The organism is Pseudomonas sp. P4_B4, from assembly GCF_056402255.1.
The window spans coordinates 65,135-80,113 of sequence record NZ_JBFUHS010000021.1 but is presented as its reverse complement, the minus strand read 5'-3'; the positions used below and the strand labels follow the sequence as shown (position 1 = coordinate 80,113).

Genomic DNA, 14,979 nt, shown 5'->3' with positions numbered 1-14,979 from the left:
CGAAGCAGTCGCAAATACAAGCGACTCGTGGTGCCTCATAAATTGCAGGGGGCCGCTGCGCGACCCAACGGGGCGGTGCGGCGATCCGACAAGCCCCCTCGCCACAAAAGCCCCCCAGCACTAAAGACCCTGGGCTTGCTGGTCAGGGTTTTTACAACACCAGATGCGGCAACCACAGCGACAGTGCCGGAATGTAGGTCACAGCCAACAGCACCAGGAACAGCACGCCGTAGAACGGCAGCAGGGCCTTCACAGTGGACTCGATAGTGACCTTGCCCACCGCCGACCCCACGAACAGGACCGCACCCACCGGCGGTGTGATCAGGCCGATGCCCAGGTTCACCAGCATGATCATGCCGAACTGCACCGGGTCCACGCCTATGCCGAGGATCACCGGCATCAGGATCGGCGTGAGGATCAGGATCAGCGGCGCCATGTCCATCACCGTACCGAGCAACAGCAGCATGACGTTGATGCACATCAGGATCACGTAGCGGTTGTCCGACAGGGTCAGGAACAGCGTGGTGATCTTCGCCGGAATCTGCATCAGGGTCATGATGTAGCCGAAGCTGGCGGCGAAGCCGATCAGGATCATCACGATCGAAATCGTCCGCACGGTGCGGTGCATCAGTTTGGGCAGTTCGCTCCATTTGTAGTCGCGGTAGATGAACATGGTCACGAAGAACGACCACAGCACCGCTATCGCCGCCGACTCGGTGGCGGTGAAAATACCCGACAGAATACCGCCGAGGATGATCACCATCGCCATCAGGCCCCACAGCGCTTCGCCGCAGATCTTCAGCGCCTCGCGCATCGGAATGACTTCACCCTTGGGGTAGTCACGCTTTTTCGCGAAGATCAGGCACAGCACCATCAGGCACGCGCTCATCAACAGGCCCGGCACCACACCGGCCATGAACAGCGAGGCAATCGACACCGTGCCGCCGGCGGCCAGGGAATAGAGCACCGAGTTGTGGCTGGGCGGTGTCAGCAGCGCTTGCACCGAACCGCTGACAGTCACTGCCGTGGCGAATTCCCGGGGATAGCCACGGCGCTCCATTTCCGGAATCAACACCGAGCCGACCGAGGCGGTGTCCGCCACCGAGGAGCCGGAGATCGCGCCGAAGAAGGTCGAGGCCATGATGTTGACCAGCGACAAGCCGCCGCGCACGAAGCCCACCAGCACCCCGGCGAACGCCACCAGGCGCCGGGACATGCCGCCCTCGGCCATGATCGCGCCGGCCAGGACGAAGAACGGAATCGCCAGCAGGGAGAATTTGTTCACGCCCCCGGCCACCTGAATCATCAGCGCCTGGAACGGGATGTCGATCCACCACGCGCCGATCAGTGCGGCAAACCCCAGGGCGTAGGCGACCGGCATGCCGATCAGGATCAACGCGATAAAACTGCCCAACAGAATAAAAGCGTCCATTCAGGCAGCCCCTTCGTTTTCTTCAACGAGGTCGAAACGCACGACCCGACGGTTGCTCTGGTCACCGAGCAAGAGTTTTTCCAGGACAAACACCAGCGTCAGCACGCCGCCCACCGGAATCGGCATGTACGTGATGCCCACCCGCAGGGTTGGCAGGGCGCTCATGAACTGATTCCAGGTGGACATGCACAGCTTGCTGCCCCAGATGGCCATGAACAGGCAGATGGTCGCCATCAACAGTTGCGCGACAATGGCCGCGGCCTTGCGCAGGTGCGGCGGCATACGGTCGGTGAGCATCGCCACCGCCATGTGCGAACCGGATCGGTAGCTGGCGGCGGCGCCGATGAAAGTGAACACCATCATCAGCAGAATGGCGGTAGGCTCCGGCCAGCTGGAGCCGGTGCCGAGGACGTAACGGGCAAAAACGCCCCAGGGGATCATCAGGGAAATGGCCAGGACCGACAGGCCAGCAACCCAGATGCAGGCCATGTAAATCCTGTCGTTGATACGCAGCAGCAGATTCTTCATCGGTTTCCACCGTAACCGGGCGCGCACTGACGTACACCAACGTCAGCGGCGCCGGGCCTTTCTTGAATGCAGGGAGGGTTACTGAACGGCTTCGATGCGCTTGATCAGGTCGGCGTAAGGCGCGCCGTATTTCTCGCGGATTGAGGCGGTTGCCTCGTAGAAAGGTTTCTTGTCGACGGTGATGAACTCGACGCCGGCGGCCTTGAGTTTCTCTTCACTGCTGGCCGATTTCGCATCCCACAGGGTGCGTTCCTGGGCTTGGGCCGCCTTGGCGGTTTTCTTCACCAGGGCCTGCTGCTCGGGGGTGAGTTTTTCCCAGGTGATTTTCGACATCACGATCGGCTCGGGCAGGATCAGGTGACCGGTCAGGCTGTAGAACTTGGCGTTCTGGTAGTGGTTGTGTTCGAGCAGGGTCGGCGGGTTGTTTTCCGCGCCGTCGATCACGCCGGTCTGCAGGGCACTGAAGATTTCGCCGGTGTCCATCGCGATGCCGTTGCCGCCCATGGCGTTGATGGTTTCGATGAACATCGGGTTGCCTTGCACGCGGATCTTCATGCCCTTGAGGTCTTCCAGGCTGCGCACCGGTTTCTTGGTGTAGAGGTTGCGCGTGCCGCCGTCCATCCAGGCCAGGGCGACCAGGTTGAATTCGGAGTTGGTGATCTTGTCGAGGATTTCGTCGCCGACCGCGCCGTCGATGACCTTGCGCATATGCGCCTGGTCACGGAACACGAACGGCATGTTGAACACGTTCACGTCCGGCACCACCGGCCCGACGATGCCGAGGCTGACCCGGGCCATCTGCACAGCACCGACCTGGGCTTGTTCGACCACTTCCTTTTCCGAGCCGAGTACGCCACCGGCGAACATCTTGAAGGTCAGCGCGCCATTGCTGTCGGCCACCAGGGTTTTGCCCAGTTGCTCTTCAGCCACCACGGTCGGGTAACCGGCGGGGTGAATGTCGGCGAATTTGATTTCCAGTGCCTGGGCGGCACCGCTGAGGGAGAAGGCGAATGGAAGTGCGGCGGCGAGCAAGGTGCGTTTGAAGTCCATGGGGGGTGTCTCCAGTTTTATTGTTTTTTTATTCAAGGCACAGCGATGCAGCAGGAGCGCTTTTTCTTTCGAGAAGGGTCAGTCGTTGAACAGGGGTTCGGGTAAGCCTTTGACGCCGGGGTCGAGGGCGAACACGCCACCGGCCAGTGATTGCGGGTCATGGTCGTCGCCGGGGCGGATCGAGGTCACGAACAGCGTGTCCAGTCGAGGGCCACCGAAGGCGCACATGGTGGGTTTTTTCACCGGTACGGCGAGGGAACGGTCAAGTCGGCCGTCGGGGGTAAAACGGTGGATCAAGCCTGCGTCGTTGGCGCAAATCCAGTAGCAGCCATCGGCGTCGACCGCCGCGCCGTCGGGGCGACCTTCGTATTGGTTCATGTCCACGAACACGCGGCGATTCGAAGGTGTACCGGTGTCGATGTCGTAGTCGAAGGCCCAGATCTGCTGGACTTGCGGATGGGAGTCGGACAGGTACAGGGTGCGCCCGTCCGGGCTGAAGCCCAGCCCGTTGGGCACCAGGAAACCCTTTTGTTGAGCATCGAGCGGCCCGCGTTGCCCGGCGCTGTAGCGATACAAGATACCCTCGGCGGCGTTGGCGCCCATGTTCAGCACCATGCTGCCGGCCCAGAAACGCCCCTGACGATCGCAGCGGCCGTCGTTCAATCGCATGTCGGCGCGGGCATGGTCGACCTGGGCCAGCCGTTCACTGTCGAGGCTGCCGTCGGTGCGCGGATGCAGGCGGAAGAACCCGCTCTCCATGCCGGCGACCCAGCCGCCGTCACGGTGACGGGCGATGCAAGCGAGCATCTGCGGGGTTTTCCAGGCATCCACCTGCCCGGTGTCGGCACTCCAGCGCTGTAAACCGCCGGCGGGAATATCGACCCAGTACAGCGCGTTTTCCTCAGGCACCCAGACCGGGCTTTCACCGACCGCGTTGCGGGCGTCGACAATCAATTCGGCTTGCATGGCAACTCATTCCCTTGGTTTTTGTTGTGGGGATCAAGCAACGCGCGAAGGCTCAGTCACCGAACGGCCCAGCTGCGCAGAAGGCGCCACCCTGATAGAGCCGCGCCGGATCATCGGCGGCTGGCATCGGCAGGGCTTCGACTTTTTCGCGGAACACTTCGGAGCTGTCCTGAGGGACAAATCCGAGGGTCGTGGCATAGCGGTTATCCCACCAGATGTCCTTGTTGTCGGACATGCCATAGACCACGGTGTGGCCGACATTCGGCGTATACAAGGCGCGCTCGAGCAGTTGGGTCAGGTCGCCGAAGCTCAGCCAGGTACTCATCATCCGGCGGTTGTGCGGCTCCGGGAACGACGAGCCGATGCGCACGCTGACGGTCTCGATGCCATAGCGGTCGAAGTAGAAGGTGGCCATGTCTTCGCCGTAGGACTTGGACAAGCCGTAGTAACTGTCCGGGCGGCGAGGGGAGTGGGCGTCGATCACCTCGTTTTGCTTGTAGAAGCCGATCACATGGTTGGAACTGGCGAAGATCACCCGCTTCACCCCGTGGCGGCGCGCGGCTTCGTAGATGTGGAACACGCCGCAGATGTTGGCGCCGAGGATCTCTTCGAACGAGCGCTCGGTCGATACGCCGCCGAAGTGCAGGATCGCGTCCACGCCTTCTACCAGTTGATGCACCGCCTGCTTGTCGGCCAGATCGCAGGGCACGACTTCTTCGCGATCATCGATGGCCGGCGCGATGTCGGCGATGTCCGACAGGCGAATCACATTGGCGTAGGGGCGCAGGCTTTCGCGCAGGATTTTCCCGAGGCCACCGGCGGCGCCGGTCAGCAGCAGGCGATTGAAAGGGGGGCGGGCGGTTGCAGTGGTCGTCATGGGAATCCTGGACAAACAGTTGTTGTTATTGAATCGTTGTAGGTTGTCGTATGACTGTGCGGGAGTATCGTTAGGGTTTCTGGCTCTTGTCAACGCGACATTGGTGGAAATTGACGGAGGGTCGTTCCTATTCGCTGAACTGAAATACCCTCCTGTGGGAGCGAGCAAGCCCGCTCCCACAGTTGTTTCGTGTTTACAACAGGCTGATGGGATAGCTGATGAAAATCCGGTTCTCATCGAATTCGTTGGTACTGAAGCTCTTGCGAATCGTTGCATTACGCCATTTCACGTTGAGGTTTTTCAGCGCACCACTCTGAACGGTGTAGGCCAGCTCCGATTCGCGACCCCATTCCTCGCCGTCGGTAATTTTCCCGGTGTGCACGTTGTCACCGCTGATGTAGCGGTTCATCAGGGTCAGGCCGGGAATGCCGAGGGCGACGAAGTTGTAGTCGTGACGTACTTGCCAGGACTTTTCCCGGGCGTTGTCATAGCTGGAGTTGTAGCTGTCGTTGGCCAGGGTGCCGCCGCTGGTGCCGTTGACCCGCATCCAGACGTCGTCACCGGTGAGTTTTTGCAGGCCGACGTAGAAAGTGTTGCCGCCATATTTGGCCGAGAGCAGGGCGAACGCGGTCTTGTTGTCGAGGTCACCGGCCTTGGCGCTGCCGTCTTCCTTGCCGATGAAGTAGCCGAGGTTGGCGCCCAGGGTCCAGTCGCCGACGGGCTGGCTGTGGATCAGGTTGAAGTATTGCTGCTGGTAGATGTCACTGAGTTCCGAGTACCAAACGCCGACCTGCGTGCGCTTTTCATTGAACGCATATTCACCGGCGCCGAAGTTGAAACGGTCCGAAGTGAACGCCGCTTTGCCGTTCATGAACATGTCTTCCATGCTCGCGTCGTTACGCGGGCTGTTTTTCTGGAATTGACCGCCGTAGAGCGTCAGGCCGCTGATTTCGGTGGAGGTCACCTGAGCGCCCTGGAAGGTCTGCGGCAGCGAGCGGCCATCGTCGGAACGCAGGATCGGCAACACCGGCATCCATTCACCGACCTTCAGTTCGGTTTTCGAGATTTTGCCTTTGAGCGCCACGCCGAGCCGGCCGAAATTGTCGGCGGGGCGGCCGTCGTCGTGGATCGGCAACAGCTGCGTGCCGCCGGTGCCTTTGCCGCCATCGAGCTTCTGCGAGTACAGGCCCAGTAGATCGACACCGAAGCCCACGGTGCCCTGGGTGAACCCGGAGCGGGCATCGAGAATGAAGTTTTGCGTCCACTCTTCAGCCTTGCCCTGGGGGTAGGCCGGGTTGGTGTAGTTGCGGTTGATGTAGGCGTTGCGCAGGTTCAGCGTGGCCTTGGCGTCGTCGGTGAAACCTTCGGCCTGGCAGGTGATGGGCAGGACGAGGGTCAGGCCGCTGCAGCCGATCAGGCTCAGGGTAAGACGACGGGCAAAGTCTGGACGCGAAGAACGGGCGGAGGAATTGCGGACGAGCTTGCTCACTGTGACGCTCCCTTGTTTATTGTTTTTATTATTGTTATACGTCGTCGTACAACATTGGGGCGATATTTGCGAGATTTTTGTGGGTTGTCAATCGGAAGTTATACGATGACCTGGCGCAGACTTCGGGATATCCGAGGAACCTGTGGGAGCGGATTGTCAGCTGGAAATCATCGGGGGCAGGGTGCCCAGTAGGGAGACTGCCGCCACTGCACCAAGCCCCAGCATCCACTCCAGCATCACGCTGGTGCGCAATGTCTGCAGACGCTGCTCGCAATCATTGATCCGCAAGCGATTGAACAACGCCAGGCCCAGCATCGCCGTCACCAGCACGGCCTTGATCAACAGGATCAAGGCGAACCCGGTGAACAACGGCGTCGGCCAGAATGCCCCGGTGAGCACCCGCACATTGATCAGACCGGTGATCAGCAACCCCGCGACCAGGCCGTAACCGATGCCACTGAAGCGCTGCAACATCCCGCGGATCGAATGCCCATCGGGTTGACGCAGAATCATCACCAGCAGCATCAAGCCGCCGAGCCAGGCACCCACGCAGATCAAGTGGATGAGTTGATTGAGGATCAGCAACTGGCCTGCGGTGCCATCGAGCATGGCGCCGTGGCCGACCGGGGCCAGGGTGGCCAGCAGCAGGCCGCTGAGGATCAGGCGCAGCGCAAGGCTGGCGCGCAGTGGTGTCAGCAACAGCGCCAGCAACAGCAGGTTGACCAGCAGATGCCAGCGCCAGACCTGACCGAAAAAGGTATTGCCCAGCACCAGGCCCAGGGTCGGCGGATCGAAGGCCGCGTCCCAGGCGCCGGCCATGCTCGCGGTAATCAGCAACAACCAGCAGACCCCGCTGGCCAGCGCCACCACCGCCAGCCAACGGCAGGTCCGAGCCAGGCGCTGATCCAGTGCGGTTTCACCATTTGCAAGCAAGGGCCTGAACACCCAGCCCCCGAACAGCATCAACACCACGATGAAATGCAGGAAGCGGCACAGCACCAGCGCGCTCGCCATGAATTACTGGCCAACCTTGAAGGCATAGGCACCTTCGCTTTTGTGGGTGTCGACGGACACGGCGTGCCATTCGACTTTGTAGGCGCCGGCGGTCAACGGCGCGGCCGGGGTGACGATCAGGGTCTTTTTGTCGCTGCCTTCGGTGGTCAGCGCTTTGACCGCCACCGGTGCGCCATCCCGGGTCAGCGTGACTTTAGTGAAACTGGCCTCGATACCCTCGGAGAACTCCAGGCGCAATTGCGCCGGCGCGGCCACGGTGCTGTCGGCGGCCGGTGTCTGGCTTTTCAGGTGGGCGTGGGCAAACACCGAAGAGGCAGCGAGTAGCGAGCCGAGCAGGGCAGCGACGGTCAGGGTTTTCTTGAGCAGCATCGTGGGGACCTCAGGCAGTTTCCAAGTGCGCAGAGTTTAGCTTTACGACGGCGGCTGTACGAAGTTTCGTTTTCACCTGTCGCCGCAGTCCAGAGCGGATGCTAGTCTTGCTCAACGTTGTTGTCGGGGATCCGCATGGGCAATCACAAGATCGAGATTCGTCGCAGTAACGTCGAAAAAATCCTGTTGGGGGCGGAAAAGGTCTTCGCTGAAAAGGGCTTCGGCAGCACCGCCATGGCCGACATCGCCGCTGAAGTGCAACTGCCGCGCTCCAACCTGCATTACTACTTCAGCACCAAGACCGAGTTGTACAGCGCCGTGCTCTTCGACTTGCTGGAAGTCTGGAAGCAGGACGCGCTGTGCTTCGAGATGTTCGACGACCCGCGTGTGGTGCTCAGCAGCTACATCCGCGCCAAGATGAACCATTCCCGCAGCCGGCCGTATGGCTCGAAAGTCTGGGCCAACGAAATCATCCATGGCGCGCCGACCCTCGGCGAAGCGCTGGATGCGAGCCTGTACGACTGGGCCAAGATGAAGGAAGCGAAAATCCGCCAGTGGGTGGACGACAAACGCATCCTGCCGGTGGAGCCATCGAGCTTGCTGTACATGATCTGGGCTTCGACCCAGCACTACGCCGACTTCGATCACCAGGTGAATATTCTCAACGATCACCAGCCGCTGTCGGACATGCAGTTCGAAAAGGCGGTGCAGACGGTGACCAGTGTGATTTTGCGGGGGATTGGGTTGGAGCCTTGAGACTTGTGGTGTAGCGGCGGGCCTCATCGCGAGCAGGCTCGCTCCCACATTGAAATGCAATCCAATGTGGGAGCGAGCCTGCTCCGGGCGGCGCTCCGACGATGGCGTCAGCTCAAACRCCGCTGACCTCAAGGGCTGACGTGATACGGATTCCTCGGATCATGATTCCAGTCCAGGAACGGCTTGCCAGTTTCCACCGGCACCATCTCGATGCAGTCCTGCACCGGGCAGGTGATCTGGCACAGGTTGCAGCCCACGCACTCCTCATCGATCACTTGATACTTGTGAGTGCCGTCCGCTTGCTTGAGGCTGGCCACCGCCTGGTGCGAGGTGTCTTCACAAGCGATATGACAACGACCGCAACCGATGCACGCCTCCTGATCAATCTTCGCGATCACTTGATAGTTGATGTCCAGGTACTTCCAGTCCGTGGTATTGCCCACCGCGCGGCCGGAAAACTCTGAGATGCTGGCATAGCCCTGACTGTCCATCCAGCGCGACAAGCCGTCCTTCATCTCTTCGACAATCCGGAAGCCGTGCAACATCGCCGCCGTGCACACTTGCACCGAGCCGCTGCCCAGGGCGATGAATTCCGCGGCGTCGCGCCAGTTGCCAATGCCGCCGATGCCGCTGATCGGCAGGCCCTGGGTCTGCGGGTCGCGGGCGATTTCGGCGACCATGTTCAAGGCAATCGGCTTGACCGCCGAGCCGCAGTAACCGCCGTGGGTGCTTTGGCTGCCGACCATGGGGTTGGCGACCATGCGCTCGAGGTTGACGCTGGTGATCGAGTTGATGGTGTTGATCAACGACACCGCATCGGCACCGCCTCGGTGGGCGGCGCGGGCGGCGACGCGGATGTCGGTGATGTTCGGCGTGAGCTTGACGATCACCGGCAACGAGCAATACGTCTTGCACCAGCGGGTGACCTGTTCCACATATTCCGGCACCTGGCCGACCGCCGCACCCATGCCCCGTTCCGGCATGCCGTGGGGGCAACCGAAGTTCAGCTCGATGCCATCGGCGCCGGTGGCCTCCACCAGCGGCAGGATGTTTTTCCAGGACTCTTCGACGCAAGGCACCATCAAGGACACGATCAGCGCACGGTCCGGCCAGTCCTTTTTGACCTGGGTGATTTCCCGCAGGTTGATCTCCAGCGAGCGGTCAGTAATCAGCTCGATGTTGTTAAAGCCCAGTACCTCCCGGTTCGCCCCGAAGTGCGCCGAGTAGCGCGACGACACGTTCACCGCCGCCGGGTCCTCCCCCAGGGTTTTCCAGACCACGCCGCCCCAGCCGGCCTCGAAGGCGCGGACCACGTTGTAGGCCTTGTCGGTCGGCGGCGCGGAGGCCAGCCAGAATGGATTGGGTGCTTTGATGCCGGCGAACACAATCGACAGATCGGCCATTTACGCAGCCTCCACGTTGAGCATCAGTTGAGCATTGATCGCCTCGGCGGCTCGCTTGCCATGCTGCACGGCTTGCACGGTGAGGTCTTGATCGAGGCTGGTGCAGTCGCCGCCGGCATACACGCCGGGGATGCTGGTGCGCAGGTTTTCATCGACTTCAATCCGTTCGCCCTGGCGCTTGAGCTCACGGGCCAGCGGATCGCTGAGGGCGTTGCCGTCGAAGGCCTGGCCGATGGCCTTGAAGATCGCATCGGCGGCCATTTCGAAGGTTTCACCGGTGGTTTGCAGGCGACCTTCCACCAGACAGGTGCGGGCGAAACGCATGCCGCGCACGCGGCCCTGGTCATCGAGCAGCACTTCTTCCGGTTGTGCCCAGGTCATCAGCCGCACCTGATTGGCCTTGGCAATGTCCTGTTCGTGATGGGTGGCACCCATGTCCTCGACGCCACGGCGGTACACCAGATTCACGTCGTGGGCGCCGAGGCGGGCCATTTGCACCGCCATGTCGATGGCGGTGTTGCCCGCGCCGAGGACAATGCAGTGGTCGGCCAGGGGCAACTGGCTCAGGTCATCGGCCTGGCGCAGTTCGCGGATGTAGTCGGTGGCGGCGAGCAGGCCGGGCGCGTCTTCGTGGGCCAGACCCAGCTGTTTGCTGGCATTGAGCCCGAGGCCGAGGAACACCGCATCGAACTGTTGGTGCAGTTCGCTGAGGGTCAGGTTGTCCCCGAGTTTCTGCCCGTGACGGATTTCGATGCCGCCAATTTCCAAGAGGAACTCAAGCTCCTTTTGCGCGTAGTCATCCACCAGTTTGTATTTGGCGATCCCGTATTCATTGAGGCCGCCAGCCTTTTCCCTCGCCTCGAAGATCACCACGTCATGCCCGTGCATGGCGCTGCGGTGGGCGCAGGACAAACCGGCCGGACCGGCACCCACCACGGCGATGCGTTTGCCGGTGGCGGCAGCGCGCTGGAAGGGGTGTGTGCTGAAGTGGGCATTGTCCACGGCGTAGCGTTGTAACAGGCCGATCATGACCGGCGCACATTCGTGGGCGTTGTTACGTACACAGGCTTGCTGGCAAAGAATTTCCGTCGGACACACCCGGGCGCAACTGCCGCCGAGGATGTTGGCCGAGAGGATTTTCTGCGCGGCGCCTTGCACGTTGTCCTGCGCAATGTTGCGGATGAACGAGGGGATGTCGATCTCGCTCGGACAGGCATTGACGCAGGGCGCGTCGTAGCAATACAGGCAGCGCGAGGCTTCCAGTTGCGCCTGGCGCTCGTTGAGCGGCGGCGCCAGGTCGGTGAAGTGGCCGGCGAGGGCGGCCGCATCCTCATGGGGATGCGGGAGATGGTCCAGGGTCTTGATCACGGTATTGGCCTCACGGTTATTTGAGGTGCTGCCTCTTATGGGCATTGTTTTTGTGTTGTCTGGGCTGACGTCATCGCGAGCAAGCTCGCTCCCACAGGGATCTCGGGTGTTCACAAAACCTGTGGGAGCGGGCTCGCCCGCGATAGGCCGCAGGCCGCTTTCAGCGTTTCACCGCAACCGGCTTGTGCAACTCAGCTCGCTTGCTCAGCAAATCAAACACCGCCGGATACGCCGGCCGTTCGATATAGCGCCCGGCCCCGCGTTCGGCCCGCAGGTCGCCGTCGGCCCAGACCACGCGGCCCTGGCTGATGGTGTGGCTGGGCACGCCGCGCACGGTCTTGCCTTCGAAGATGTTGAAGTCCACCTGCTGATGGTGGGTCTTGGCGGAAATGGTCCGCGTGCCCTGCGGATCCCACAGCACCAGGTCGGCATCGGCGCCCACGCGAATCGCGCCCTTGCGTGGGTAGAGGTTGAAGATCTTCGCCGTGTTGGTGGACGTCAGCGCGACGAATTGCTGCATCGAAAAGCGTCCACTGTTCACCCCTTCATCCCACAGCACTGCCATGCGGTCTTCGATGCCGGCGGTGCCGTTGGGGATCTTGCTGAAGTCGTCGCGGCCAGCGGCTTTCTGCTCGGCGCAGAAGCAGCAGTGGTCAGTGGCGGTGGTGTGCAGGTTGCCCGATTGCAGGCCATGCCAGAGCGCCTCTTGATGGCCGCGAGGACGGAACGGCGGGCTCATCACGTAACCGGCGGCGGTTTGCCAGTCCGGATCGCGATAGACGCTGTCGTCCAGCAGCAGGTGCCCGGCCAGTACTTCGCCGTAGACCGGCTGGCCCTTGCCCCGTGCGTAGGTGATTTCGTCCAGGGCTTCCTTGGTCGAGACGTGGACCAGGTACAGCGGCGTACCCAGGGTTTCGGCGATGCGGATTGCCCGGCTCGCGGCTTCGCCTTCAACCTGTGAAGGACGCGACAGGGGATGCGCTTCCGGCCCGGTGATGCCCTGGGCCATCAGCTTGCGTTGCAAGTGATACACCAGTTCACCGTTTTCCGCGTGAACGGTGGGCACCGCGCCCAGTTCCAGGCAGCGTTCGAAACTCGCCACCAGGGTGTCATCGGCGGCCATGATTGCGTTCTTGTAGGCCATGAAATGCTTGAAGCTGTTGACGCCGTGCTGGCTGACCAACTCAGCCATTTCCTCGCGGACCTGTTCGCTCCACCAGGTGATGGCGACATGAAAGCCGTAGTCCGACGCCGACTTCTCGGCCCAGCCGCGCCACTGATGGAAGGCTTCGAGCAAGGATTGCTGCGGATTGGGAATCACGAAGTCGATGATCGAGGTGGTGCCGCCGGCCAGTCCCGCCGCCGTGCCGCTGTAGAAGTCTTCGCTGGCCACGGTGCCCATGAAGGGCAGTTGCATGTGGGTGTGCGGGTCGATGCCGCCGGGCATCAGGTATTGGCCGCTGCCGTCGAGCACTTCGGCGCCGGCAGGAACATCGAGATTTTCGCCGATGGCCTTGATCACGCCGTCTGCGCAATACACATCGGCGCGATAACTTTCATCATGGGTAATAATGGTGGCGCCACGGATCAACAGAGACATTCCGAGTTCCTCGCAGGCAATGACCGGTTTATGCCGGTTCTAGATGTTCTATACAAAAACAGTCAAGACAGATCGATTCCTGTCAGTGCTGTCAGGATTAAACGCTAGCTGCAGTTATCCGAATCGGCAAGAATATTTTTTATAAGCTTATTATGTTGTTAACTAATTGATATTTAACGATTAAATTCAAGAATCACCAAAATGGTGAGGCCGCTCACCATTTTGACGCACTTGACAGGATCGAAAAATAGTCAAGATTTCCTATGTGAAATCAGCTGTTTGAGTATGGTCTATGGTTGATGTGCAGCCATTGAAAAAAAGATCAACGCACCAGTTTGAGTCCTGACTGTCCGGACAACTTGCCTGGCATTCGGCCTGAGTGGCCTGACAAATAGTCGAGTCAGCGAATAAAACTGATAAACATCAGTTGGTTGCAATGTGTTTATGGAACTGCCCGATGCGTAATCGGGGCACACGGCACGTTTATTGATGCCGCCAGCCCCTGATGAGCAACAATAATCAAAAGAACAGTGGAGCGGCCATGCAACAGATCAGATCGCAAGTGACCGAGCGCGACCGCTTGTTCGAGCTCGAAGCCGGCAGCGATGTCCTCGACAGTCCCCGTTACAACCACGACATTGCACCGACCAAGGTGCGCGAACGCACCTGGAACAAATGGCACATCACCGCGCTGTGGGTGGGTATGGCGATCTGCGTGCCGACCTACACCCTCGGCGGCGTGCTGACCGCGTACTTCGGCCTGACCGTCGGTGAAGCGCTGCTGGCGATTCTGTTCGCCAACATCATCGTGCTGATTCCCCTGACCCTGAACGCCTTTCCCGGCACCAAGTACGGCATTCCCTTTCCGGTGTTGCTGCGCTCGTCCTTCGGCGTGCTCGGTTCCAACATTCCGTGCCTGATCCGCGCCCTGGTGGCGTGTGGCTGGTTCGGCATCCAGACCATGTTCGGCGGGCTGGCGATTCACCTGTTCCTCGGCTCGGTGTTCGAGGGCTGGAAATCCCTGGGCGGCACCGGCGAAGTCATCGGCTTCATGGTGTTCTGGGCGCTGAACCTGTGGGTGGTGATTCGCGGCGCCGAGTCGATCAAATGGCTGGAAACCCTGTCGGCGCCGTTGTTGGTGCTGGTGGGCGTAGGCCTGCTGGTCTGGGCCATGCCCAACGTGTCGATGAGCGAATTGCTGGCAATTCCGGCCAAGCGTCCCGAAGGCGCCGGCGTGGCCAGCTACTTCGCCGCCGGGCTGACGGCGATGGTCGGCTTTTGGGCCACGCTGTCACTGAACATTCCGGACTTCAGTCGCTACGCAAAAAGCCAGAAGGACCAGATTGTCGGGCAGATCATCGGTTTGCCGCTGACCATGTTCCTGTTCGCGTCCCTCGGCGTGGTGATGACCGCCGCGTCGGTGAAACTGGTGGGGGTGACGGTTTCTGATCCGGTGACGCTGATCGGTCATATCCAGAGCCCGGTTTGGGTCGCACTGGCGATGGCGCTGATCATCATTGCCACGCTGTCGACCAACACGGCGGCCAACATCGTGTCGCCGACCAATGACTTCCAGAACATCGCGCCCAAGGCGATCAACCGCACCAAGGCAGTATTGCTCACCGGGTTTGTCGGGTTGGCATTGATGGCCCATGAGCTGCTGAAAAAACTCGGCCTGATCATCTCGGACGTCAGTCTCGAAACCGTCTATTCCAACTGGTTGCTCGGCTATTCCAGCCTGCTGGGGCCAATTGCCGGGATCATGGTGGTGGACTATTTCCTGATCAAGAAACAGCAACTGGACCTCGCGGGTTTGTACAGGGATGACGTGTATCCGGCGTGGAACTGGAGCGGCTTCATTGCTTTCGGCGTGCCGGTGGTGTTGACCCTGTTGTCCCTGGGCAGCGATGCGTTTAGCTGGTTCTACAGCTATGGCTGGTTTACCGGCTCGGCGCTGGGTGGGGTTATTTATTATGGGTTGAGTGTGATGAGACCTAGCCCATCTGTCGCGAAATCTGCGGTGTAAGGGAGGGCCTCATCGCGGGCAAGCCCACTCCCACAGGGTTCTCGGGTGTTCACAAAACCTGTGGGAGCGGGCTTGCCCGCGATGGCGGCCTCAAGTTCACC

13 protein-coding genes are annotated in these 14,979 nt (G+C 60.8%); 2 read left to right on the top strand and 11 right to left on the bottom strand.

Annotated elements, in window-relative coordinates:
* Window positions 1-151 precede the first annotated feature (151 nt).
* From AC1DVE_RS20915 to copC, 8 genes are all read right to left on the bottom strand, one after another.
* Window positions 152-1,432: a TRAP transporter large permease gene (locus AC1DVE_RS20915; RefSeq protein ID WP_223458172.1), complete on the bottom strand. Its 1,281-nt coding sequence runs from the start codon at window positions 1,430-1,432 to the stop codon at window positions 152-154.
* Complete coding sequence (locus tag AC1DVE_RS20910; protein ID WP_223458170.1) at window positions 1,433-1,960, bottom strand: TRAP transporter small permease; 528 nt, start codon at window positions 1,958-1,960, stop codon at window positions 1,433-1,435.
* A 78-nt stretch (window positions 1,961-2,038) separates the two neighbouring features.
* Window positions 2,039-3,010 carry a TRAP transporter substrate-binding protein gene (locus AC1DVE_RS20905; RefSeq protein WP_223458168.1) on the bottom strand — a complete coding sequence of 324 codons (972 nt, stop codon included), beginning with the start codon at window positions 3,008-3,010 and terminating at the stop codon, window positions 2,039-2,041.
* Between the two features lie 78 nt (window positions 3,011-3,088).
* Window positions 3,089-3,976, bottom strand: a complete 888-nt coding sequence (locus AC1DVE_RS20900) for an SMP-30/gluconolactonase/LRE family protein (protein WP_477784161.1) — start codon at window positions 3,974-3,976, stop codon at window positions 3,089-3,091.
* Between the two features lie 52 nt (window positions 3,977-4,028).
* Window positions 4,029-4,853, bottom strand: a complete 825-nt coding sequence (locus AC1DVE_RS20895; RefSeq protein WP_477784160.1) for an NAD-dependent epimerase/dehydratase family protein — start codon at window positions 4,851-4,853, stop codon at window positions 4,029-4,031.
* Window positions 4,854-5,046: 193 nt separating this feature from the next.
* Window positions 5,047-6,342 (bottom strand): OprD family porin, encoded by a 1,296-nt coding sequence (locus AC1DVE_RS20890; protein WP_223458162.1) that lies wholly within the window; start codon window positions 6,340-6,342, stop codon window positions 5,047-5,049.
* Between the two features lie 156 nt (window positions 6,343-6,498).
* Window positions 6,499-7,356, bottom strand: coding sequence for a copper homeostasis membrane protein CopD (gene copD, locus AC1DVE_RS20885; protein ID WP_223458160.1), 858 nt, complete (start codon window positions 7,354-7,356; stop codon window positions 6,499-6,501).
* Between the two features lie 3 nt (window positions 7,357-7,359).
* A complete protein-coding gene (gene copC / locus AC1DVE_RS20880; RefSeq protein ID WP_223458158.1) occupies window positions 7,360-7,725 on the bottom strand; it encodes a copper homeostasis periplasmic binding protein CopC in 366 nt (121 codons plus the stop codon).
* A 135-nt stretch (window positions 7,726-7,860) separates the two neighbouring features.
* On the opposite strand from copC, the gene AC1DVE_RS20875 reads away from it, so the two are divergent.
* Complete coding sequence (locus tag AC1DVE_RS20875; protein ID WP_008046717.1) at window positions 7,861-8,481, top strand: TetR/AcrR family transcriptional regulator; 621 nt, start codon at window positions 7,861-7,863, stop codon at window positions 8,479-8,481.
* 128 nt (window positions 8,482-8,609) lie between these two features.
* Here the strand turns inward: AC1DVE_RS20875 and preA are convergent, their stop codons facing one another.
* The 3 genes from preA to hydA form a co-directional block, all read right to left on the bottom strand.
* Window positions 8,610-9,884: an NAD-dependent dihydropyrimidine dehydrogenase subunit PreA gene (preA, locus tag AC1DVE_RS20870; protein ID WP_223458156.1), complete on the bottom strand. Its 1,275-nt coding sequence runs from the start codon at window positions 9,882-9,884 to the stop codon at window positions 8,610-8,612.
* Window positions 9,885-11,252, bottom strand: a complete 1,368-nt coding sequence (locus AC1DVE_RS20865; protein WP_223533872.1) for an NAD(P)-dependent oxidoreductase — start codon at window positions 11,250-11,252, stop codon at window positions 9,885-9,887.
* Between the two features lie 160 nt (window positions 11,253-11,412).
* Window positions 11,413-12,852 (bottom strand): dihydropyrimidinase, encoded by a 1,440-nt coding sequence (hydA, locus tag AC1DVE_RS20860; protein WP_223458152.1) that lies wholly within the window; start codon window positions 12,850-12,852, stop codon window positions 11,413-11,415.
* 541 nt (window positions 12,853-13,393) lie between these two features.
* Here hydA and AC1DVE_RS20855 point away from each other — a divergent pair.
* Window positions 13,394-14,878: an NCS1 family nucleobase:cation symporter-1 gene (locus AC1DVE_RS20855; protein WP_477784159.1), complete on the top strand. Its 1,485-nt coding sequence runs from the start codon at window positions 13,394-13,396 to the stop codon at window positions 14,876-14,878.
* Window positions 14,879-14,979 lie beyond the last annotated feature (101 nt).